Below are 23,416 nucleotides of genomic sequence, written 5' to 3'. Positions count from 1 at the left end.
CTGGCTGATATGGACCAGCCCGTCCTGATGCACGCCGATATCGACGAAGGCGCCGAAGGCGGCGACATTGGTGACGGTGCCTTCCAGCACCATGCCGGGGCGCAGGTCCCTGATGTCCTCGACCCCATCGGCAAAGCTGGCGGTGACGAAATCGGGGCGCGGGTCGCGGCCCGGCTTTTCCAGTTCGGACAGGATATCCCGGACGGTCGGCAGGCCGAATTTCTCATCGACGAAATCCTCGGCCCGCAGGCCACGCAATGCGGCAGGCTGGCCCATGATCTGGCGGATGTCGCGCCCGCAGGCCGCCACGATGCGGCGGGCGACGCCATAGGCTTCGGGGTGGACGGCGGATGCATCCAGCGGCTCGGCCCCCTCGCGGATGCGCAGGAAGCCCGCGCATTGTTCAAAGGCGCGCGGGCCAAGGCCGGGCACCTTCATCAGCGCCTTGCGCGACGGGAACGCCCCGTTTTCGTCCCGCCACGAAACGATGGCCTGCGCCAGCGACGGACCCAGCCCCACGACATGGGCCAGCAGGGATGCGGATGCCGTGTTCAGATCGACGCCCACGGCATTCACGGCATCCTCGACGACGGCCTCCAGCGCGCGGGCAAGCCGGCGCTGGTCCACGTCATGCTGATACTGGCCGACGCCGATGGATTCGGGCGGGATCTTGACCAGTTCGGCCAGCGGATCTTGCAAGCGCCGCGCGATGGATGCGGCGCCACGCAGCGACACGTCCAGATCGGGAAATTCCTTCGCCGCCAGTTCCGACGCCGAATAGACGCTGGCCCCCGCCTCGGACACCACCACCTTCACCGGCGCCTTCACCCCCTTGGGCAGGCGCTTCAGCACATCCGCGACCAGACGCTCGGTTTCACGGCTGGCGGTGCCGTTGCCGATGGCGACCAACTCGATCCCGTGGCGCGCGATCAGCGTCATCAGCGCCGCCTGCGCGCCCTGAACGTCCATCCGGGGCTGGAAGGGGTAGATCGTCGCGGTCTCGACCAGCTTGCCGGTCGCATCGACCACGGCCAGCTTGACGCCGGTGCGGATGCCGGGGTCCAGCCCGATGGTGGCGCGGGGACCGGCGGGCGCGGACAGCAGCAGGTCGCGCAGGTTGCGGGCAAAGACCTTGATCGCATCCTCATGCGCGCGGCGGCGCAACTCGGTCAGCATGTCGATATACATGCTGCCCGACAGCTTGACCCGCCAGGTCCAGCCCGCCGCGCCGCGCAGCCAGTCGTCGCCCGGTCCTCCTTCGCCCGGCCCCCGCCCCAATTCGCCGATGGCCGCCGCGACCATGCGCTCGGCCCGCGCCGCGCCGGTATCCGCATCGGGCGCGATGTCGATTGTCACCACCTCTTCCCTGGCGGCGCGCAGCACGGCCAGCGCCCGGTGCGAGGGGATGTCGCCCAGCTTTTCCCGGTGATCGAAGTAATCGGAAAACTTGGCCCCCGCCTGTTCCTTGCCCTCGACCAGCCGGGTCGAGATATACCCCTCGGCCCGCATGAATTCGCGCAGCCGCCCCAGCAGGGTGGCGTTCTCGGAGAGTTCCTCGGCCAGGATATCGCGCGCGCCTTCCAACGCGGCCTTGGCGGTGGGGACGGCATCGGACAGATGCCCCCCCGCCAGCGCCTGCGGATCGGCGGAACGGTCGGCGCGGATCGCGGCCAGCAGCGCCTCCAGCCCGTTTTCGCGCGCGATCATGGCCTTGGTGCGCCGCTTGGGCTTGTAGGGCAGATAGATGTCCTCCAGCGCGGCCTTGGTCTCGGCCCCCGCAATGGCGCGGGCGAGTTCGTCGGTCAGCTTGCCCTGATCGCGGATCTGCCCAAGGATCGTGGCACGGCGTGCTTCCATCTCGCGCAGATAGGCCAGGCGCTCGGACAGGGCGCGCAGCTGGCTGTCGTCCAGCCCGCCGGTCGCCTCTTTGCGATAGCGCGCGACGAAGGGCACCGTCGCGCCGCCGTCCAGCAATTCGACCGCCGCCCCCACCTGCCGGACCGAGGCCCCGATTTCCTGCGCGATGGTGTGGAAAATACGCTCGGCGGTCTGCATGGCGGTCCTTCCTTGGTCAGAGCCGCCGTTCTACCCCCTCGCCCCCCGGCGATCCAGTGTCTTGTGATCCAGTGCCTTACGGGCCGGGCTGGTCGTCCATCTCGAAGTTGAAGATCGCAAGGCTGCGTTCGCGTTCGTTGAACTTCAGCCGCCGGTTCAGCGGCGCATTGGCCCGCGCGGCGCAGTTGGGCCTTTCGCACAGGTAGCAGTTCAGCCCGACATCGACCGGCGTGATCCGGTCCAGGTCGATCCCGTCGGCATAGACCAGCCGCGGCGCATAGGCGACGTCGCAGCCAAGCCCGATCGCCAGACGCTGCGCAGGCGCGCCATGCGTCCCGCCCGAGCGGGTAACGGTGCGCGCGATGGAAAAATAGCTGGCCCCCTCGGGCATGCGGATGACCTGGGTCTGCACCCGCTCGGGCACCTCGAAGGCGGCATGGATGTTCCACAAGGGGCATGTCCCGCCAAAGCGCGAAAACGGAAACCGCCCCGCGCTGAAGCGTTTCGAGATATTGCCCGCCCGGTCCACCCGCACGAAGAAAAAGGGAATCCCCCGCGCGTCGGGGCGTTGCAGCGTGGACATGCGATGGGCGGTCTGCTCGAAGCTGCATCCGAAGCGATGGCTGAGCAGTTCGACATCGTAGCGCACCGATTCGCAGGCGGCCAGAAAGCGGCCATAGGGCATCAGCACGGCGGCGGCGAAGTAATTGGCAAGGCTGACGCGCAGCAGCGCCACGGCGGCGGGGTCGTCCAGCGCGGCCTCGTCCACAAGCCGGGCGATCAGGGGTTCCTGTTCCAGCCGCGCCAGCAGGACCCCGATCTGGAAGCGGCGGCTGGCCTGTCCCAGCAGTTCCGACAGCATCAGTTCGCGCCGGTGCAGGTCGAAACGGCGCAGCCGGTCGCCCATGACGGCGGCGGGCAGGATGCGCACGGAAATCCCATGCGCCGACAGCCGCCCGGTCAGCGCGATATGGGGTTCGTTGCGGTGCAGCGCCAGTTCCTCGGCCAGCGCCTCGGCGGCACGGTCCAGCACGTCGACATGATTGCGCTGCGCATAGAACCAGTTGCGGATCGTATCGACGGGGCGCGAGATCTCGTCCAGCACCTCGACCTTGTTGCGGTCGGCGATGGGGTTTTCGTCGGATTGCGATTGCAGCACCAGTTCGCGGTGGCGTTCGTGCAGCCTGACGAAGGCCTCGGCAAGGCGGGGCGAGGCCTGCATGACCGCCTCGACCTCGGCGCGCGGCAGGGGACCCGCGCCCACCGCCGGGTCCTTCAGCGCGGCGTTGAAATCGGCATGCAGTTGCGCGTCGGTCGAGGGCGCAAGCTCGGCCACGTTCAGGTCGTAGACCTCGGCCAGCTTCATCAAGAGCCGCGCCGAGGCCGGGCGCTGGTCGGATTCGATCAGCGTGATGTAGCTGGAGGACACCCCCAGTTCCGCGGCCATCTGCGCCTGCGTCAGCCCAAGCGACTGGCGCAGCACCTTCAGCCGCTGGCCGATGATCAGCTTTTCGCCCCGTGCCACCTTACAAACCTTACATCCGGTTGCGTTCCGTTGTGACAACACTGACCACAACACCCAATGATTACAGGGAAATAATGCAGGCCGCCAGTAACATTACTAATCTGAACTTACGAATCACACATCAGGAGGCCACCATGCCGCTCGACCGCAATGCCCCCCAGCTTCCGCCCGTCGTCCTGCGCGCCGTGCCGGGCGCGGACCATGTCCTGACGCCCGACGCGCTGGCCTTCGTCGCCGCCTTGCAGGCCCGTTTCGGCCTGCGGCTGCACGCGCTCATGGTTTCGCGGACCCGCCGCCAGGAACGCATCGACCGGGGCGAGATGCCGGATTACCTGCCCCACACCCGCACCATCCGCCAAGGCATCTGGCAGGCCGCGCCCATCCCCGAAGCGCTTGAGGATCGCCGGGTCGAGATCACCGGCCCCGTTGACCGCAAGATGATGATCAACGCGCTGAATTCCGGCGCAAAGGTCTTCATGGCCGATTTCGAGGACGCGACCTCGCCCACATTCGCCAATATCATCGCGGGCCATGCGAACCTGATCGACTACCGCGACGGGACGCTGGAACATGACGACCCGCAAAGCGGCAAGTCCTATCGCGTCGGCCCGAACCCGGCGCTGCTGATCGCCCGTCCGCGCGGGTTGCACCTGTCGGAATCCAACGTGCTGATCGCGGGTCAGCCGGTTTCGGCGGCGCTGTTCGACTTCGGCCTGTCGCTGTTTCACTGCGGCCGCGCGCTGGCCGCCACCGGGCGCGGGCCGTTCTACTACCTGCCCAAGCTGGAAAACCACGACGAGGCGCGTTTCTGGAACGACGTTTTCCTTTATGCGCAGGAAAAGGTCGGGCTGGAACAGGGCACGATCAAGGCCACCGTGCTGATCGAGACCCTGCCCGCCGCCTTCGAGATGGACGAGATCGTCTGGGAACTGCGCGACCATATCGCCGGGCTGAACTGCGGGCGTTGGGACTATATCTTCAGCTATATCAAGACCCTGCGCAACCACGCCGCCTATGTCCTGCCCGACCGGGCCGAGGTCGTCATGCAGGACGCCTTCCTGGCAACCTATGCGGCGCGGCTGGTCAAGGTCTGCCACCGCCGCGGCATCCACGCGATGGGCGGCATGTCGGCGGCGATCCCGGTCAAGGACGACGAGACCGCCGACAGCCGCGCCTTCGAGGCCGTCCGTGCCGACAAGCGGCGCGAGGTGGGCATGGGCTTTGACGGCTGCTGGGTCGCCCATCCCGACCTGGTCCCCGTCGCGGCCGAGATCTTCGACGCCGAGATGCCCGAGCCGAACCAGATCCGCAAGCCGCGCCAGGGATGGCGGATCGAGCCTGCGATGCTGCTCAAGCCCCATCAGGGCCGCGTCACGATCGAGGGCGTGCGCACCAATGTCTCGGTCGCGATCGAATATCTGGCGCAATGGCTGTCGGGGCGCGGCGCGGTTCCCATCAACAACATGATGGAGGACGCCGCCACCGCCGAGATCAGCCGCGCGCAACTGTGGCAATGGATCCGCCACGGCACCCCCGTCGCGCTGGAGGGCGGCGAGGAGCGCACCCTGACCGCCGACTGGCTGGGCGAACTGATCCAGGCCGAGATCGTCGCCATCCTTGGCCGCGTCGGACCGGGCGGCTTCCACCGGGGCCATTACGCCCCCGCCGCCCGCATCGTGCAAGAGGCCGCCACGGCGGAAACCCTGCCCGATTTCATCACCATCCCCGCCTATGACGTGCTGAACGCGCTGGACTAGGCCCCTTTTTCCGGCGGGCGCCGTCCCGCCGCCCAACCAAAACCCGTCATGTGAAAGGACCAATCATGACCAAACGCAAAACCTACGCCGAACTGCGCCAGGAAGTGCTGAACCGCTATCCCTCGGGGCAGACTCCGGGCGGAGTTTCGGTCGATGACATCGTCCAGCTCAAGCTGCAAAACACCTACGACACCCATCTGGACATCGCCCGCGAGATGGCCGGGGTCATGCGCCGCGACATGGCCGAATACGACGCCGATCCGTCGAAATTCACCCAATCGCTGGGCTGCTGGACCGGCTTTCACGCCCAGCAGAAGGTCAAGGCCGTCAAGCGCCTGCGCGGCACGACCAAGGGCACCTATATCTATCTGTCCGGCTGGATGGTCGCGGGGCTTCGCAACCGCTGGGGCCACCTGCCCGACCAGTCGATGCATGAAAAGACCGCCGTGGCGGACCTGATCCAGGAAATCTACGTCTCGCTGCGCCAGGCGGACGAGGTAGCGCTGAACGACCTGTTCAAGGAACTGAAATCCGCAGGCTCCGAGGCCGAGCGCGCCGGGATCATCGCGAAGATCGACGGGTTCGAATCCCATGTCGTGCCGATCATCGCCGATATCGACGCGGGCTTCGGCAACGAACATGCGACCTATCTGCTGGCCAAGGAACTGATCAAGGCGGGCGCTTCGGCCTTGCAGATCGAAAACCAGGTGTCCGACGCCAAGCAATGCGGCCACCAGGACGGCAAGGTCACCGTCCCGCGCGAGGATTTCATCGAAAAGCTGCGCGCCTGCCGCCTGGCCTTCGAGGAACTGGGCGTTGACGAAGGCGTCATCGTCGCGCGCACCGACAGCCTTGGCGCGGGCCTGACCCAGAAGGTCCCGGTCAGCCAGCAGCCGGGCGACCATGCCGCCGAATACATCAAGTGGCTCAAGACCGAGCCGATCACCGACGCCAGCCCCATGCGCGAGGGCGAACTGGCCCTGTTCCAGGGTGGCGAATTCGTGCGCCCCGTCCGCCTGCCCAACGGGCTTTTCCCCTTCAAGGAAGGCACCGGCCGCGCCCGCGTGATCGAGGATTGCGTCGCATCCCTGCGCGACGGCGGCGCGGACCTTCTGTGGATCGAGACCGACACGCCGAACGTCGATGAGATCGCCGGCATGGTCGCCGAAATCCGCAAGGAAGTGCCCCATGCCAAGCTGACCTACAACAACTCGCCCAGCTTCAACTGGACGCTGAACCTGCGCAAGCAGGTGCGCGACCAGTGGATTACCGAGGGCAGGATCGCGGCCAGCGACTACCCCGAGGGCAACGAGCTGATGAAGTCCGATTACGACGCGACCGACCTGGGCCGCGAGGCCGACGACCGGCTGCGCCGCTTCCAGACCGACATCTCGGCCCGTGCGGGCGTGTTCCACAACCTGATCACGCTGCCGACCTTCCACCTGACCGCCAAGTCGGTGGATGAACTGTCGCGCGGCTACTTCGGCGACGACAAGATGCTGGCCTATGTCAAGACCGTCCAGCGCGAGGAAATCCGCCGCGGCATCAGCGCGGTCAAGCACCAGCACGAGGTGGGTTCCGATCTTGGCGACACGTTCAAGGAAATGGTCGGCGGCGAGCGCGCGCTGAAAGCGGGCGGCCATGCCAACACCATGAACCAGTTCGCCGCCGAGTAAACCATCCCGCAAGGGATCGGGCGCCGGACCCTCTCTGGTGTGGATTCGTAACCGGGTCCGATGCCCGCCGCGCCGCCCCCGTCGAACGGGGCGGCGCGTTCGTTTCTCAGGCGCGGGCCAGCAGCAGATCCAGCGCCTCTTGCGCGATGATGCGTTCCTCGTCGGTGGGAATGACCCATGCGCCGATCCGGCTTGCCGGGGTGCTGATGCGGGTGTTTCCCGCCTCGTTCGCCACCGGGTCAAGCTCCAGCCCCGTCCAGGCCAGACGCTCGGCCACCATCGCGCGCACGCGCGGCTGGTTCTCGCCCACGCCCGCGGTAAAGACCAGCCCGTCCAGCCCGCCAAGCGTCACCGCCAGCCGCGCCACCTCGCCCGCGATGCGCAGGCAGAAAAGGCCGATCGCCTCGGCGGCCTCGGGGCGGTCGCTGGCCAGCAGTTCGCGGCTGTCGGCCTCGAACCCCGACACGCCCAGCAATCCGCTTTCGTGGTAGAGCATCCTCTCGACGCGCGGCAGGTCCCAGCCCATCGGTCCCAGCAGGTGCAGGATCACGCCGGGGTCCAGCGCGCCCGAGCGGGTCGCCATCGGCACCCCGTCCAGCGTCGAGAACCCCATCGAACTGTCGCGGCTGATCCCGCCCTGCATCCCGCAAAGGCTCGCCCCGCTGCCCAGGTGCGCAGCTATGACACGCGCATCGGCAGGCAGGTCCAGCCGCGCCACCTGATCGGCGATATGGCGATAGGACAGCCCGTGAAAGCCGTATCGCTTGATGCCCCGGTCGTGCAGCGCGCGCGGAATGGCGAAGCGTCGCGCCAGCGGGTCCTGCGTGGCGTGGAAGGCCGTGTCGAAGGATGCCGTCTGCGCGATCTCGGGGTGCAGGTCGCGCATGGCGTGGATCAGCCGCAGGCTTTGGGGCTGGTGCAGGGGGGCAAGGTCCGACAGCGCCTCGATCCGCGCCAGCGCGGCATCGTCGATCAGCGCGGGACCCGCGAAATCGTCGCCCCCGTGGACGACCCGGTGGCCCACGGCGGCCAGCCGCGACAGGTTGAAATGCCCGCCCAGCCAGTCCAGCGCCCGACCCAGCAGGGCGGCAATGTCGCCCTGCGCCGCCAGCGGGTGGGTCAGCAACTGCCCGTCGCGCTTCAGCCGCACCTCGAACGGGTCGTCGCGAAAGTCGATGACGCCCGAACCGACCGGCTCGGCCCGGTCCCCGGCGATCCGGTAGAACCCCAGCTTGATGGTCGAGGAACCGGCGTTGAAGGTCAGGATCAGGTCGCCCGCCATCACTCGGCACCCCCCACCGCGCTGGCCGTCCTGCGCATCACCGCCAGCTTGGCCAGCGCCGCCGAGGCGATGCGCGCCGACAGCGGATCGGACCGGCTGGTCAGCACGATCGGCACCCGCGCGCCAAGGACCAGCCCCGCCGCCGTCGCGCCGCCGAAATAGATCAACTGCTTGGCCAGCATGTTCCCGGCCTCCAGATCCGGGACCAGCAGGATGTCGGCCTGCCCCGCCACGGGCGAGACGATGCCCTTGGTCGCCGCCGCCTCGGGGCTGATGGCGTTGTCGAAGGCCAGCGGCCCATCGACCAGCGCGCCGGTGATCTGCCCGCGCGCCGCCATCACCGTCAGCGCGGCGGCGTCCAGCGTGGCAGGCATCATCGGGTTGACCGTCTCGACCGCCGCCAGCACGGCGACGCGGGGCCGGTCCAGCCCCAGAAGGCGCAGCAGGTCCACGGCGTTCTGGCAGATGTCGCGCTTGTGTTCCAGCGTCGGCAGGATGTTGATCGCCGCATCCGTCACGATCACCGGCTTGGTATAGGCGGGCACGTCCATCGCATAGACATGGCTGATGCGCCGCTCGGTCCGCAGCCCGCCGCTGCGCGACACCACCGCGCCCAGCAATTCGTCGGAATGCAGGCTGCCCTTGACCAGGATCGAGACACGCCCGCAGGCGGCCAGTTCCACCGCGCGGGCGGCGGCGGCGTGGCTGTGTTCGGTGTTCTCGATCCGCATCCCGTCAAGGGACACGCCCGCCTCGTCCGCGCAGGCGCGGATACGGGCCTCGGGACCGATCAGCAGGGGTTCCAGCAGGCCCTCGTCGCGGACCTCGACCGCGCCCAGGATCGCGGCGCGCGAACAGGGATGGACGATGCCCGCCGTGACGGTGGGGGCGGCGCGGGCCTCGTCCACGAAGCGGTCGTAGCGGCTGCGCGGGCGCGGGACCGGCTCGGGCAGTCGGCCCGCCGTCCAGGTCACGCTGGCCGAGGGCGCGATGACCGTGGCCGTGCCGTCCAGCACCGTCTCGCCGCGCTGGTTGGTGCAAAGCGTGCGCAGGCGGACACGCTTGTCCTGCGCGATCAGCTCCTGCACCTCGACCGTGGCGGTGATGGTGTCGCCGGGGGATACGGGCCGCAGAAAGCGGGTCTGCTGTTCCAGATGGATCGTCCCCGGCCCCGGCAGCCGCGTTCCCAGCACGGCGGAAACCAGCGCCGCCGTCCACATCCCATGCGCGACCACGCTGCCCTGCGGTGCGCTGGCGGCAAAGCCCGCGTCCAGGTGGGTCGGGTTCACATCGCCCGAGACCGAGGCGACCAGCGCGATATCGTCGCGCCCGACGGTGCGGGTCAATTCGGCGCGCTGGCCCGGCTCAAGCTGGGAAAAGACGCGGTTGGTGAAGGTGACGGTCATGCAAACCCCTATTTTTGAAAGACATAGGTGCCGGGCGCATCGCCCAGCAGCGGCAGGTCGCCCCCCTGCGCCCCCATCGGCGGCGGCGCAGCGGGCTTGCCCGAGCGCGCGGCCAGCCATTCCTGCCAGGGCACCCACCACGAACCGGCCTGCGGCTGGTGCAGCGCCTGCCAGTCCGCGGGCGCCAGCAGCGGGTCGCCGTCGCGGTGCCTGCCGATGCGATAGCGCCGCCGCGGATGGTCCGGCGGGCTGACGATCCCGGCGTTATGCCCGCCCGAGGTCAGCGCAAAGGTCACATCGCCATCCGTGAACTGGTGGATCTTGTAGACCGATTTCCACGGCGCGACGTGATCGCGCTCGGTCCCCACGACGAACATCGGCACGCGGATGTTCTGAAGCAGCACCGGCGCACCATCGGCGGTAAAGCGGCCCGCCGACAGTTCGTTGGCCAGATACAGGCGGCGCAGGTATTCGGCATGCATCCGGTAGGGCATCCGCGTGCTGTCGGCGTTCCAGGCCATCAGGTCGTTCATGGGCGCGCGTTCGCCCAGCATGTATTCGCGCACCATCCGCGACCAGATCAGGTCGTTCGAGCGCAGCATCTGGAACGCCCCCGCCATCTGGTCGGCGCACAGATAGCCCCGGTTCCACATGATGCTTTCCAGGAAATGCATCTGGCTGGGGTCGATGAACAGCGCAAGCTCGCCCGGTTCGGTGAAATCGACCTGCGCGGCCAGCAGCGTCATCGAGGCCAGCCGCTCATCCCCGTCGCGCGCCATCGCGGCGGCGGCGATCGACAGCAGCGTGCCGCCAAGACAATAGCCGACGGCATGGACCTGCCGGTCGGGCATCACCTCGCCCACCGCGTCCAGCGCAGCCATCAGGCCAAGGCGGCGGTAATCCTCCATCGTCAGGTCGCGGTCCCCGGCGTCCGGGTTGCGCCACGAGATGGCAAAGACCGTGTGCCCCTGTTCCACCAGCCAGCGCACCAGCGAGTTTTCGGGCGACAGGTCCAGGATGTAATATTTCATGATCCATGCCGGGACGATCAGCACCGGCTCGGGGTGGGTCTTGCCGGTGATGGGGGCGTATTGGATCAGTTCGATCAGGTGGTTGCGGAACACGACCTTGCCGGGCGTCACCGCCACCGTCTCGCCGGGGCGGAAGTTCTCGGCGCCCACGGGGGGCTGGCCCGACATGGCGCGCGTCTGGTCCTGAACCCAGTTCTGCCATCCGTCCAGGAAGTTGCGCCCGCCCGTCTGGACCGTGCGGGCGATCACCTCGGGGTTGGTCCAGGGGTTGTTCGTGGGCGAGAACATGTCCAGCGCCTGGCGCGCGGCGAAGGACACGACATCCTCGTGATGCCGGTCCACGCCGGGCACTTCGCGGGTGACGTTGTGCAGCCATTGCTGCCCCAGCAGGAAGGATTGCGCCATCCACGAAAACGGCGGGCGCCTCCAGCCTTCGTCCGAAAAGCGGCGGTCGCCGGGCAAGGGGTTGATGGCGGGCGGGGTTTCGGGGTCCAGCGCGCTGGCAAGCACCCACGCCGCCAGCCGCTGCCACTTGCGCATCGCCTTGACCCCAAGCTCCATCCGCTTGCCGGGGGCCGAGGCCAGATGAAAGCCCCAGTCGAAGAACGCCATTGCCGTCGATCCGGGCGAGACGCCGCCCGTCAACCGGCTGGACCAGGCCTCGCGCATGCGGTCGATGGCACGGAAGGCCTCGATCCGCAAAGGGTCGTCGCCCACCGTCAGGGCAGGCTGCGGCGCGGGGGGCCGCGCGACCCGGTGGCCCCCCGTGGCTTTCGACGTGTCTTTCGGGGTGTCTTTCGGGGTGTCTTTCGGGGCAGGTTTTGCGGTGGCCGCTTCGGTGGCGGGCCGCGCCGGTTTCTTCGCCTGCCTTGCCTTGTTCATCCGGGAATCGTCCATTCCTTACCCCCTGGGCTGGCTGTCGGGTGCATCATGCCTGCCGGGGTTGGATCATGGAAAGATGCAGCTTGGCAACACCCGGTGCCAGCGGGCGGCAGATCGCCGCAGGCAAGGCGCTATCCGATCCTCACCCCGACGCGGGCACGGCGCAGCAGGTCGCGGGCGATGCCGTCCCAACTGTGATGGGCCTGCACCTGGTCCCGCGCGGCCATGCCCATCCTGCGCAGCGCCTGCGGGTCGGCGGCCATCGCCAACAGTTCACGCGCCAGCGCGCGCGGGCTTTCGGGCGGCACGACACGGCCGAAACGGCCCTCGCCCGTCAGCGCCTCCAGCCCGCCGGTGCGCGAGACGACGACGGGCAGCCCCGCCGCCATGTATTCGTAAAGCTTCAGCGGAGAGAAATGGCAAGGCTGATCCGGTCGGTAGAGGGCGACGCCCACGCTCATCCGCGCCAGATGGCCAGGCACATGGCCGGGGGGAACCGCGCCGGTGAAGGCGACCGCATCCGCCAGCCCAAGCGCAGCGGCCAGGCGTTCCAGCCGCGCGCGATCCGGCCCGTCGCCGACGATCAGCAGGCGGCTTTCGGGCAGGTCCCTTCGCACGAAGGCCAGGGATTCGATCACCGTATCGGCATCATGCCAGGGCCGCAGCGCACCCAGGACGCCCAGGGTGAACGGCCCGTCATGGGCGGCGGGCGCGGCAAAACGCGCGGGATTCACGCCGACGGGCACGACGCGGGGCAGGATCGCCCCGTAATCGCCGCAGTAATCGGCGACCGGCAGGCTGACGGCGGTGACCATGCGCGCGGCGGACATGGCGCGGCGCGTGCTGTCCTCGGCCTGCCGGGCAAATTCGCGCGGGCCTTGTTCCGGGGGCGCGCTGGCGTGAAGGATCGAGGCGATGCGCCGCGCCCTTGCCCATTCCATCGCGGCATGGGCGAAAAGCGCGTAACGCTCGTGGACCAGATCGAAGGGGGTGGCGATATGGGCGGCCTCCAGCGCGGCGGTCAGTTCGTCGTTCAGCGCAATCCGGCGCAGCGCGCGGGCAGGCCCGTCCTGCCCATGCCCAAGCGCGCGGCCCGGATCCAGCGGATGCAGCCGGACGCGGATCAGGTCGCGCGGCGCCGGGTCGCTGAGGCGGGGCGAGAACAGATGCACCTCGGCCCCCAGCCCCAGGAAGGCGCGCAGCATTTCCTGCACATGGACCGAGGCGGGCTTGTTGTCGAAAACCGCGAAATCGGGGTCGGAACAGACACAGGCGATACGCATCAGCAGGTTCCGCGCTGGCGGGCGACCACGGGATGCGGGGAAATGTCGGGGGGGTTTGCCATGAGGATACTCCGGCGCTTGGGCTATGAATTCCGCGGCAAGGCCGCTTTTGAAAAGTGATTGATCCGTTTACGCATCGGCGCGGCCCTTATTCCGGCCCAAAAGCTCGGGGCGGGGTGGTTTGTGCGATTCCCATGCGATATCAGCCGGTTGATATGGACTGCCTTTTGGAAAATCCGGGCGGGCCGACGGGTAATCCAGCACCGTGGCCGCCGCCACCGCCCCGCGGGCCGGATCAGCCGCTTTTTGCCACCGAGGCGCGGCGGAACGCGGGCGGGACGTATCGTTTTGCGGTATTCAATAGACCCAGGCTATCGACCAGCCCCGGCGCAGGCGGGTTTCCACCCGGACGCCCCTGCGTCAGCCCTGGTCGGGATGGCCGCGCATCAGCTTGCGGTCGATATAGTCGCGCAATTCCTCGATCTCGGCGCGGCTTTCGCGCAGCCCATCCAGCGCCGAATGCAGTTCGGTCGTGGTGCGGGCCAGCCGTTCGGTCAGTTCGGCCTCGCGCGTTTCAAGGGTCAGCGCCGCCTTGTCGCGAGCTTCCTCGGCGTCGTGCAGCTTTCGGGCCATACGATCCAGTTCATCCAGCGATTGCGGGCCGATCCGGCTGATGCGGCCGATCAGCGCGCGAACCAGCCAACCCAGCAGGAAGGCGGCGAACAGGACGGCCGCGATGGCGATGATGAGTTCCTGGCGATTCATGGCGTTCCGGGGTCAGGGTTTGCGGTTTGGGCCTTCAGGGCCGGGGAAGCGGGCGGGGCGTGTCGGGTCCGGGCGTCAGGACCGGAACCTCGCCGCCGATGGCGCGCAGGCCAAGCGTCGCGGCGGCTTCGGCAGGGTCCGAGCGCCCCAGGAGCATCAGAACCGCCCCAGTCGCGGCGCGCAAGGGCGCGTCTTCGGGGATGGCGGCGGCCCGGTCCAGCAGGTCCAGCACCGCCCCTGTCGCCGCGCGTGGCGCATCGCCGGGCTGGTTCAGGACCGCAAGGACCGCTGCGGTGGCGGCATGCGCCGGCGTGGCGGCAGCGCCCTCCAACTCGTCGATGGTTTCGACGGTGACCTCGGGCGACAGGGCCAGATCGGTGACGAGGATGGTCGCCACCATCGCCGCATGGGCAAGGTCGTGGCTGGCCGCACCCGGCGCGCCCTGCGGCACGGCGCCCGAGGGGACGGGGGTGATGCGCGGATCGGGCGCGGGCTGGCTGGCGCCCTCGGCCGTTCCGGTCACGCCGGTCACGGTGGCGGGGACGGCGATTGGTTCGGCCCGGACGGGTTCTTCGGACAGCAGGCGGAACTCGATCCGGCGGTTCGCCTCGCGCCCGGCCTCGGTGTCATTGTCGGCGATGGGCTGGCTTTCGCCGTAGCCATGCGCGGTCATCAGGGCGGTGTCGATGCCGTGGTCGGTCATGGCGCGCAACAGCGCCTCGGCCCGCTGCTGGGACAGGCGCGCGTTGAAGCTGTCCGAACCTTGCGAATCGGTATGCCCGCCCGCCTCGATGCGGAACTCGGCGCAATTCGTCATCGCCTCGGCCAGCAGGTCCAGCGTAGGCTCGGCATCGCCCGCGATGACCGAGCGGTTCGGCTCGAACCCGATCACCGATTCGCGCATGATCGTGTTCAACTGGTCGATGCATTCCGCGCCCGAGGGCAGGCCCAGCAGCGGGTCCAGCCGCCGATCGTAGCCGATCGCCATTTCATAGCCCGCCCCCGCGCCAAGCCGGTCGGCAAGGCGCATGGCGATGGTGTCGGATGCGCCCTGGCTGCCGGACACGCCCTCGATACGGATCAACTCGCTGCCGACGCGGATAGTGCCGCGTTCCAGTTCGGCCATCGCCTCCAGCGCGGCGATGGCGCGCACGGTCCAGCCGCCGGGCAGTTCGGGGTCAAGCTGCAAGGTGCTGTCCACGATCCCGAAACGCGAGCGGGCAAAGCTTTCCACCGTGTCGCGCATCCGTTCGTCCGCGATGCGCCCGCGCAGCACGACATGGCCGGGGCGCGGAACCTGCGCGGTGAATTCGGCGGGGCCTTCGGGCTGGTCGCCCTCGGCGCGGCGGGCGGTCAGGGCGAAGGGCTGCGGCAGGGCGGTCCCGAGCAGGGCCGACACCTCGTCGAAATGCGCCGCCTCGACCGAGGCCGGGGCATGCAGCGCGATTTCCGCGTCCGAGACCGTCACCGACCCCGCCCCAAGGCTGCCGAGCGCGTCGATGGCCAGCGCCGCCGCCTCGCCCCATTCGGCCGAGGGCGCGCCAAGACCCAGCCGGCAATCGGCCTGCCCCTCGGCCCCGGCGCGGGCGCCTGCGGCAAGGATCGCCTCGCGCGCGGGTTCGGTATCGGCGGTGCAGGCGTCGAAACGCGCGCCGTCCTCATCCAGCACGAAACGCAGCGTGAAGGGGGCGATGACCGGGCGCGGGGCGCTGATTTCCATGTCCAGCGCGATCCCCTCGGGCGCGTCGCGGGTCAGCGCCTGCTGCAAGGCATCGCGTTGCCCGGCGCTGTCGGCGGTGGCCTGGATGGCGACATGGCCCGGCTCGATGGTGATCTTGGCGCGGGGGGCCAGCCGTGCGGCGCGCAGGCCAAAGGAAAACGCCTGGTCCCAATGTTCGGGGATGGGATAATCGGCTGTTTCCAGCAGGTCCGAGACCTGCCCGGCCCCCGCCTGCCCCAGCCCGTCGATCACCGCCTGGCGGTCCAGCCCGGCGGGAACCAGCCCGATGATCGTGACCTCGGGTCCGTTGCGCAAAAGCTGGATCTGGAAGGCGGGGGGCGCGATTTCCTCGGCGGCGGCGATCTGCATTTCGTCCACGATGCGGCCAAGCCGCAGCGCGCCTTCGGCCTGCACCAGCGCACGGTAGCGCGTCACCTCGTCCGGGGCGGTCCCGCCCAGGTGGACCAGCGTGCCGTCGGCGCGGACCTGCGCCCAGTCGTTGCCGCCCTCGGCCAACGCCTCGCGGCTGTCGCGGGCAAGGCGCTGCTCCAACTGGCCGGTGGCGGTCTCGGCGGCCAGCCACGCGCCCCAACCGGCACCGCCAAGCGCCAGCAGGGCCAGCACACGGCCCAGCCTGCGGCGCCATCGGCCCGAGGCTTTCGTCCTGGTGCTGTCATTGGCTGGCATCAGCGCAAACCCCTGCCGGTTTTCGATCCGCGGGGTTTACCCCCCGCCGGGACGAATCGCAATCAGACCAGACCGGCCAGCGCAAGAAACAGCGCAAGCACCAGCCCGGCATCGCGGTTGCTGCGAAACAGCCGCAGGCACAGCGCGCCGTCGTGGTGATCCAGCCGGTAAAGCTGCCACGCCAGATGCGCGGCGAATCCGGCAAGCCCGGTCCAGGCCAGCCATGCCGCCAGCCCCGCGGGCTGGGCCGCCGCCACCGCCAGCCCCAGCAGCGCCACCGCCGCCGCCCCGAAGCCCGCCAGCCAGCGCGGCGTGTCCTGGCCAAACAGCCGGGCAGTGGACTTGACGCCGATCAGCACGTCGTCCTCGATATCCTGATGGGCATAGATGGTGTCGTAAAAGACCGTCCAGGCGATGCCGCCCAGCCAGGCGATGACCGGCGCGGGGGCGATGTTGCCCATATGCGCCGCCCATGCCAGCAGCACGCCCCAGTTGAAGGCCAGTCCCAGGAAGATCTGCGGCCACCATGTGAACCGCTTGGCGAAGGGATAGATCGCGACCAGCCCCAGCGAGGCAAAGCCAAGCGCGATCGCCGCCCCCCCCAGCGTCAGCAGGATCGCGAAACCGGCCAGCGATTGCGCGACCATCCAGATCACCGCGCCCCTGACCGTCACCTGCCCCGAGGGGATGGGCCGCGACCGCGTCCGCGCCACGCTGCCGTCGATATGACGGTCGGTGATGTCGTTCCAGGTGCAGCCCGCGCCGCGCATCAGCAGCGCGCCCACCACGCAGGCAAGCACGATCCACAAATCGAACCAGCGCGGCGCATCCGCGATCATCGCCAGCCCGACGCCCCACCAGCACGGCAGCAGCAGCAGCCACGTCCCGATGGGCCGGTCGGCCCGCGAAAGCCGCAGCCACGGGCGCCACGACGGCGGCGCGTGGCGGTCGACCCAGTTATCCTTCGGCGCATCCGCGACCGAGGCTGGCGCATGGTGTCCTGTCTGCATTAGGCTGCCCGTCATGACCAAGATCAGGCTTTTCATAGATCACCCGCTTGGGCCGGGACAAGGGATCCCCCTGTCCGGCGACCATGCGCATTACCTTTCCAACGTCATGCGCATGGGCGCGGGGCAGGATATCGCGGTCTTCAACGGGCGCGACGGCGAATGGCGCGCGACCATCGCGCAGCTTGGCAAGCGCGGCGGCACGGCGCAGGCGGTGGCGCAGACCGCCCCGCAGCGCGATCCGCCCGACCTGTGGCTGGTCTTTGCGCCGATCAAGAAGGCGCGCACCGATTTCATCGTCGAAAAGGCGGCCGAGCTTGGCGCGGCGCGCATCCTGCCCGTCCAGACCGACCACACCAATTCCGAGCGCATCCGCCAGGACCGCCTGCAAGCCCATGCCGTCGAGGCGGCCGAGCAATGCGGCGGCACCCATGTCCCCCAGGTCGCGCCCCTGACCCCCCTGCCCCGCCTGCTGGACGGCTGGGACGGCTCGCGGCGCATCCTGTGGGCGGACGAATCGCTGGCGGGGCCTGCGCGGCTGCTGTCAGAGCTGGAACCGGGTCCCTGGGCGATCCTGATCGGCCCGGAAGGGGGCTGGTCCGAATCGGAAAGGGCGCGGTTGCGCGGTTTGCCCCATGTCGTGCCGGTCAGCCTGGGACCGCGCATCCTGCGCGCCGATACCGCCGCCGTGGCCGCGATCGCGCTGTGGCAGGCGGCACTTGGCGACTGGAATCCCTCGTGACGCCGCGTCGCAACAACTTTCTTTCGCCGCACCGCAGAAAGATGGAATTTAACTGCCCTGCCCACGGAAACGAGAGCGCGTAAAAGTTAAGCAATTATGGTGTCTTATGCAGGAACTGCATAGCTGATCTGCCATCCCCGCCTCTGGCTTTCTGCACCTGCACAATCTATATGCTGGCTTATCCGAAACGGCCCGATGGTCGGGCAGTTTATCAAAGCAGGTGAAAAAAGATGTCGGCGATTGACACGAACCGCGTCCACGGCGGGGTGAGCGCTCTCGGTATGTTCTCCAAGGTCTGGGCAGCGGCTCAGAAATGGAATGACGCGCGCGTGACCCGTAACGCGCTGAGCCGGCTCTCGGACCGCGAGCTTGACGATATCGGCCTGAACCGTGGCGATATCGAACGCATTGCCCACGGCCGCTGAGAAGCGCCCCCTCGACGCAGAAAAACGAGGCAAGAGAACGGCCCCCGGACATCCGATGGGGCCTTTTTCTTTGCTTGTTTTCCGGGCAGGCGCCCGCGCGCCCGTCAGTCCCGGCGCAGGACCAGCACCGACCAGTCGCCATAACCGTCGCGGCCCTCGCAGGAAAAGCCCTGCGCGCGATAGGCATCCAGAACCTCGTCCGCCTGCGCCAGCAGGATCCCCGACAGGATCGCCCGCCCGCCCGGCGCGATATGGCGCGCCATGTCCGGCGCGATGTCGATCAGCGGCTGTTTCAGGATATTGGCGAAAACCAGATCGAAAGGCGCCGCGCGTTCCAGCAGGGGATGGTCGAAGCCCACGGCCTCGACGCATTCGACGCGGCCATCCAGCCCGTTGGCGATGACATTGGCCCGCGCCGTGTCCACGGCCACCGGGTCGATGTCGCCCGCCACGACCACCACCGGATAGCTGCGCGCCGCCGCCATCGCCAGCACGGCGGTCCCGCAGCCGATATCGGCGATGCGGTGGAATTCCTCGCCCGCGCCGACCAGCCGGTCCAGCGCCAGCAGGCAGCCGCGCGTGGTGTCGTGGTGGCCGGTGCCGAAGGCCATCGCGGCCTCGATCAGCAGGGCCTCGGCCTCTTCGGGCACGCGGTCGGCGTCGTGGCTGCCGTGGACGAAGAAGCGCCCCGCCTCGACCGGGGCCAGTTCGCGGCGGACATGGGCGACCCAATCCACCTCGGGCAGTTCCGAGACGGCGAAGGGTTCCGCCCCATGCGCGGCGGCCAGCAGGGCCAGCGCGATCTCATCGGGCTTTTCGGTGAAATAGAGACCGACTTCCCAGCGATTGCTGCCGTCCTCGATCTCGAACACGCCCGAGCCGACGGGTTCGGGCGCCAGGTCCTCGGCGATTTCGGCAAGCGCCTCGGCGGCCTCGCGGCCCGAGACATGGGAAAGGGCGGTCCAGGTGGGCATCAGTCGGCCTCGTATCCTTCGCGGATCGACGACTGGACGCCGGTGCCGCGCATGTTGCAGTAACCGTCGGGATAACGGTCCAGGTATTGCTGGTGATCCTCTTCCGCGGGCCAGAAGGGCGCGGCGGGCAGGATCTGGGTCGTGATCCCGCTGAAGCCCTCGACCGCAAGGCGGTTGTCGTAATCGACGCGCGACGCCTCGGCCAGCGCGCGCTGGTGGTCCGAGAAATACATGATGAGCGAACGATATTGCGAGCCGATGTCGTTGCCCTGCCGGTCGCCCTGCGTGGGGTCGTGGTTTTCCCAGAAAAGGCGCAGAAGCTGCTCGAACCCGATGCGGGAACTGTCATAGACCAGCCGCACGACCTCGGCATGGCCGGTCTGGCCGGTGCAGACCTGCCGATAGGTCGGATTCTCGACCGCGCCGCCGGCAAAGCCCACCTGCGTCAGCCAGACGCCTTCCTGCTGCCAGAACAGCCGCTCGACCCCCCAATAGCAGCCCATGCCGAAGATGATCTGGTCGAATCCCTGCGGAACCGGCGCGTCCAGGGGCCGGTCGAAGATGCGATGAATGCCCGAAGTCATGGTCAAAGGCCCTTTCGACTATCTGTTGTTTAGGTATGCGCTGCCGCGCCCCGGTGCAACGCCGGATCGCGCGTCCCGGTTTCGCACCCTTGCGCCGCCCGGTCGCCCCCGCCATCCTGCCGGGGCAATGGCATGGGGGGACCCCGATGAAGCAAGGCGCGCTGAACCTGATCACCGACATTCCCGGCCTGCGCGTCGGCAATGCCCGCGACGACGTGCTGCGTTCGGGCACGACCGTCCTTTTGGGGGACAGGCCCCTGACGGCATCGGTCAGCATCATGGGCGGCGCGCCCGGCACGCGCGAAACCGCGCTGCTGGCGCCCGACAAGCTGGTCGGCCATGTCGATGCGCTGGTGCTGTCGGGCGGCTCGGCCTATGGGCTGGACGCCTGCCAGGGCGTGACCGACCGGCTGCGCGCGGCGGGGCGGGGCTTTGCGGTCGGGCCGCTGACTGTCCCGATCGTGCCCGGCGCGATCGTCTTCGACCTGCTGAACGGCGGCGACAAGGGCTGGAGCGAAAACCCCTATCCCGCGCTGGGCCGCGCCGCCTATGACGCCGCCGCGCGGGACTTCGCCCTTGGCAGCGAGGGCGCGGGAACCGGCGCGATGACGCATCAGTGGAAAGGCGGCCTCGGTTCCGCCTCGGCCGTGCTGGAATGCGGCGCGACCGTGGGGGCGCTGGTGGTGGTGAACGCGCTTGGTTCGGTCACTGCGCCCTCGGGCCAGTTCTGGGCGGCCCCGTGGGAAATGGGGACCGAGTTCGGCGGGCGCGGGCTTGGCGGCCCCTTCGACGCGCAGGCCGAGCCGGTGCTGGCCAAGCGGTTGGGCGAGGCCACGACCATCGCCATCGTCGCCACCGATGCCGCGCTGGACAAGGCCGGGCTGCAACGCATGGCGACGGCGGCGCATGACGGCATGGCCCGCGCGATCCACCCCAGCCATACGCCTTTCGACGGGGACCTTGTCTTTGCCGTCTCGACCGGCGCGCGGGCACTGTCCGACCCGCCCGCGGATGCCTTCCTGCTGGGCCATGCAAGCGCCTGCGTGCTGGCCCGCGCCATCGCCCGCGGCGTCTACGCGGCCAGCCCCCGCCCCGGCGACCTGCAACCCTGCGTGAACGGCTGACGCCGACCGCAAAACTGGACAAACCGCCGCATGCGTGCTTGCCTTCGCCCCAAGCCGAACCGACCCCGCGACAGGAGCAAGCCCATGACCGATACCGACGACCTGAAATCGCTGCTTGGCGACCCCTCGCTGCTGGAAACCCGCGCCTGTATCGCTGGCGAATGGGTCGAGGGCGAAGGCGGCAAGACCTTCGACGTCACCAACCCCGCCACCGGCAAGGTGATCGCCAGGGTCGCCGATGCCAGCCGCGCGCAGGTCGCCCAGGCCATCCGCGCCGCGCATGAGGCGATGGGCGAATGGGCCGCCCGCACCGCCAAGGAACGCGCCAATATCCTGCGCAGATGGTTCGACCTGATGATGCAGAACCAGGACGACCTTGGCCGCATCCTGACCGCCGAACAGGGCAAGCCGCTGGCCGAGGCCAGGGGCGAGATCGCCTATGGCGCCAGCTTCATCGAATGGTTCGGGGAAGAAGCCAAGCGCGTCTACGGCGAAACCATCCCCGGCCATCAGCCCGACAAGCGCCTGTCGGTGATCCGCCAGCCCATCGGCGTGGTCGGCTCGATCACGCCGTGGAACTTCCCCAATGCCATGATCACCCGCAAATGCGCCCCCGCGCTGGCGGTGGGCTGCGGCTTCGTCGGGCGCCCGGCGTCGGAAACCCCGCTGTCGGCGCTGGCGCTGGCCGTGCTTGGCGAACGCGCGGGCCTGCCCAGGGGGATCTTCAGCATCGCGCCCTCGTCCAGTTCCTCCGAGGTCGGCAAGGAATTCTGCGAAAACCCGCTGGTGCGCAAGCTGACCTTCACCGGCTCGACCGAGGTGGGGCGCATCCTGTTGCGCCAGGCCGCCGACCAGGTGCTGAAATGCAGCATGGAACTGGGCGGCAACGCGCCCTTCATCGTCTTCGACGACGCCGATCTGGATGCGGCGGTGGAAGGCGCGATGGCGTCCAAATACCGCAACAACGGCCAGACCTGTGTCTGCGCCAACCGCATCTATGTCCAGGACGGCGTCTATGACGCCTTCGCGCAGAAACTGGCCGAGGCCGTGGACAAGCTGACCGTGGGCGACGGCATGAAGGAGGGCACCACCACCGGCCCGCTGATCAACCGGCCCGCCGTCGAAAAGGTGCAGGAACATATCGCCGACGCACTGGCCAAGGGCGCCAGGGTCGTCACCGGCGGCCAGCCGATCGAGGGGCTGTTCTTCCAGCCCACTGTCATCACCGGCGTCACCGACGACATGCAGGTCTCGACCGAGGAAACCTTCGGCCCGCTGGCCCCCCTCTTCCGCTTCAAGACCGAAGACGAGGTGATCGCCCGCGCCAACGACACGATCTTCGGCCTTGCCGCCTATTTCTACGCGCGCGACATCGGGCGCATCACCCGCGTGCAGGAATCGCTGGAATACGGCATCGTCGGCGTCAATACCGGCATCATCTCGACCGAGATGGCGCCCTTCGGCGGCATCAAGCAATCGGGCCTTGGCCGCGAGGGATCGCGCCACGGCATCGAGGACTTCCTTGAGATGAAATATATCTGCCTGTCGGTCTGATCGGGTAAAACCCGATCACGCAAAAAAGGCTTGGGCGATCACAGGGTGATCGCCCGCAATTTGGTTGGCGGCGGATCAGCGGTCGCCTTCCTCATCCTCGTCATCCGCTTCGGGCAGGTTGAAGAAGCTGTCGGCATCCAGGTCCGGCTCGGGCTTGCGATCCTCGTCCCGGCTCAGGCTGAAATTCTCCAGCCCCTGCATCGAGGACGGCAGGCGCGGCTCTTCGCCCATGCTCAGCGAGGTTTCGGTGCTGACCAGCTTGCGCCGCTCGTCGTCCGACATCACGTCGGTCGAGGATTTCTTCGCCGCCTTCTGCACCGCGGCGTCCAGTTCCGACTGGCGGCACAGCCCAAGCGCGACCGGGTCGATGGGGCTGATGTTCTGGATGTTCCAATGCGTCCGCTCGCGGATCGAGGCGATGGTCGGCTTCGTCGTCCCCACCAGCCGCGCGATCTGGGAATCGGCCAGTTCGGGGTGGAACTTGACCAGCCACAGGATCGCGGCGGGCCGGTCCTGGCGCTTGGACAGCGGGGTATAGCGCGGGCCACGGCGCTTTTCCTCGCCCTCGGCGGCAGGGTTGTGCTTCAGGCGCAGCTTGTAGCGCGGATCGGCCTGGCCCTTGTCGATCTCTTCCTGCGCCAGCTGGTTCGAGCCGACGGGATCGAATCCCTTGACGCCCGCAGCCACGTCGCCATCCGCGATGCCCTGCACTTCCAGTTCATGCATGCCGCAGAAATCGGCGATCTGCTTGAAGCTCAGCGTCGTGTTATCGACCAGCCAGACAGCGGTGGCCTTGGCCATCAGCGGCTTGCTCATCTGTGTCTCCTTCGCAATAGTTTCCTGGGCCGGGAAAACGGCCGAGGCGGATGCCATTCCATTTTCGGGGGGAATTGGCGGCAAATATATTCGACCCCGTCCCCGGATTAAAGAGCGAATC

18 protein-coding genes are annotated in these 23,416 nt (G+C 68.4%); 6 read left to right on the top strand and 12 right to left on the bottom strand.

The genetic code is table 11. The features are described 5' to 3' along the window. Both Q0O97_RS05455 and Q0O97_RS05450 read right to left on the bottom strand, forming a co-directional pair. A partial coding sequence (locus Q0O97_RS05455) for a Tex family protein (protein WP_294925998.1) occupies window positions 1-2,055 on the bottom strand: 2,055 nt, incomplete at its 3' end. 76 nt (window positions 2,056-2,131) lie between these two features. After that, window positions 2,132-3,580 carry a helix-turn-helix transcriptional regulator gene (locus Q0O97_RS05450; RefSeq protein WP_294925996.1) on the bottom strand — a complete coding sequence of 483 codons (1,449 nt, stop codon included), beginning with the start codon at window positions 3,578-3,580 and terminating at the stop codon, window positions 2,132-2,134. A gap of 134 nt (window positions 3,581-3,714) precedes the next feature. Between Q0O97_RS05450 and aceB the strand changes: the two genes are divergently transcribed. Both aceB and Q0O97_RS05440 read left to right on the top strand, forming a co-directional pair. After that, window positions 3,715-5,337, top strand: a complete 1,623-nt coding sequence (aceB, locus tag Q0O97_RS05445) for a malate synthase A (RefSeq protein ID WP_294925994.1) — start codon at window positions 3,715-3,717, stop codon at window positions 5,335-5,337. A gap of 65 nt (window positions 5,338-5,402) precedes the next feature. Continuing rightward, the gene (locus tag Q0O97_RS05440) at window positions 5,403-7,013 is read left to right on the top strand and encodes an isocitrate lyase (RefSeq protein WP_294925992.1); all 1,611 of its coding nucleotides are present in this window, start codon (window positions 5,403-5,405) and stop codon (window positions 7,011-7,013) included. Window positions 7,014-7,119: 106 nt separating this feature from the next. Here Q0O97_RS05440 and Q0O97_RS05435 read toward each other — a convergent pair whose 3' ends face one another. From Q0O97_RS05435 to ubiA, 7 genes are all read right to left on the bottom strand, one after another. Next, entirely contained in the window at window positions 7,120-8,295 is a 1,176-nt protein-coding gene (locus Q0O97_RS05435) for an acetate/propionate family kinase (protein WP_294925990.1), read from the bottom strand. Further along, window positions 8,295-9,701, bottom strand: coding sequence for a bifunctional enoyl-CoA hydratase/phosphate acetyltransferase (locus tag Q0O97_RS05430; protein ID WP_294925988.1), 1,407 nt, complete (start codon window positions 9,699-9,701; stop codon window positions 8,295-8,297). Before Q0O97_RS05430 ends, Q0O97_RS05435 begins: the two co-directional genes overlap by 1 nt. A gap of 8 nt (window positions 9,702-9,709) precedes the next feature. Next, window positions 9,710-11,629, bottom strand: a complete 1,920-nt coding sequence (locus tag Q0O97_RS05425) for an alpha/beta fold hydrolase (protein WP_294925986.1) — start codon at window positions 11,627-11,629, stop codon at window positions 9,710-9,712. 116 nt (window positions 11,630-11,745) lie between these two features. Then, entirely contained in the window at window positions 11,746-12,897 is a 1,152-nt protein-coding gene (locus Q0O97_RS05420) for a glycosyltransferase family 4 protein (RefSeq protein ID WP_294925984.1), read from the bottom strand. Window positions 12,898-13,317: 420 nt separating this feature from the next. Then, complete coding sequence (locus Q0O97_RS05415; RefSeq protein ID WP_294925982.1) at window positions 13,318-13,662, bottom strand: hypothetical protein; 345 nt, start codon at window positions 13,660-13,662, stop codon at window positions 13,318-13,320. A gap of 34 nt (window positions 13,663-13,696) precedes the next feature. Beyond that, entirely contained in the window at window positions 13,697-16,069 is a 2,373-nt protein-coding gene (locus tag Q0O97_RS05410) for an OmpA family protein (RefSeq protein WP_294925980.1), read from the bottom strand. A 62-nt stretch (window positions 16,070-16,131) separates the two neighbouring features. After that, window positions 16,132-17,079 carry a 4-hydroxybenzoate octaprenyltransferase gene (ubiA, locus tag Q0O97_RS05405; RefSeq protein WP_294925978.1) on the bottom strand — a complete coding sequence of 316 codons (948 nt, stop codon included), beginning with the start codon at window positions 17,077-17,079 and terminating at the stop codon, window positions 16,132-16,134. Between the two features lie 13 nt (window positions 17,080-17,092). Here ubiA and Q0O97_RS05400 point away from each other — a divergent pair, with 13 nt between their 5' ends. Then, window positions 17,093-17,818, top strand: coding sequence for a 16S rRNA (uracil(1498)-N(3))-methyltransferase (locus Q0O97_RS05400; RefSeq protein WP_294925976.1), 726 nt, complete (start codon window positions 17,093-17,095; stop codon window positions 17,816-17,818). Window positions 17,819-18,048: 230 nt separating this feature from the next. Then, window positions 18,049-18,243 (top strand): DUF1127 domain-containing protein, encoded by a 195-nt coding sequence (locus Q0O97_RS05395; protein WP_294925974.1) that lies wholly within the window; start codon window positions 18,049-18,051, stop codon window positions 18,241-18,243. 104 nt (window positions 18,244-18,347) lie between these two features. Here the strand turns inward: Q0O97_RS05395 and Q0O97_RS05390 are convergent, their stop codons facing one another. After that, on the bottom strand, window positions 18,348-19,217 hold the full coding sequence (locus tag Q0O97_RS05390; protein ID WP_294925972.1) for a 50S ribosomal protein L11 methyltransferase: 870 nt from the start codon (window positions 19,215-19,217) through the stop codon (window positions 18,348-18,350). Beyond that, on the bottom strand, window positions 19,217-19,801 hold the full coding sequence (msrA, locus tag Q0O97_RS05385) for a peptide-methionine (S)-S-oxide reductase MsrA (RefSeq protein WP_294925970.1): 585 nt from the start codon (window positions 19,799-19,801) through the stop codon (window positions 19,217-19,219). Before msrA ends, Q0O97_RS05390 begins: the two co-directional genes overlap by 1 nt. Before the next feature lie 146 nt (window positions 19,802-19,947). On the opposite strand from msrA, the gene Q0O97_RS05380 reads away from it, so the two are divergent. Then, entirely contained in the window at window positions 19,948-20,925 is a 978-nt protein-coding gene (locus Q0O97_RS05380; RefSeq protein WP_294926005.1) for a P1 family peptidase, read from the top strand. Window positions 20,926-21,009: 84 nt separating this feature from the next. Continuing rightward, on the top strand, window positions 21,010-22,479 hold the full coding sequence (locus tag Q0O97_RS05375; RefSeq protein WP_294925968.1) for an NAD-dependent succinate-semialdehyde dehydrogenase: 1,470 nt from the start codon (window positions 21,010-21,012) through the stop codon (window positions 22,477-22,479). Window positions 22,480-22,554: 75 nt separating this feature from the next. Here Q0O97_RS05375 and Q0O97_RS05370 read toward each other — a convergent pair whose 3' ends face one another. Next, window positions 22,555-23,295, bottom strand: a complete 741-nt coding sequence (locus tag Q0O97_RS05370; RefSeq protein ID WP_294925966.1) for a DUF1013 domain-containing protein — start codon at window positions 23,293-23,295, stop codon at window positions 22,555-22,557. Between the last annotated feature and the right edge of the window lie 121 nt (window positions 23,296-23,416).

Origin of the sequence: uncultured Paracoccus sp., from assembly GCF_945915435.1 — a bacterium.
Lineage (GTDB): Bacteria > Pseudomonadota > Alphaproteobacteria > Rhodobacterales > Rhodobacteraceae > Paracoccus.
This window is presented reverse-complemented; position numbering and strand designations above follow the sequence as displayed.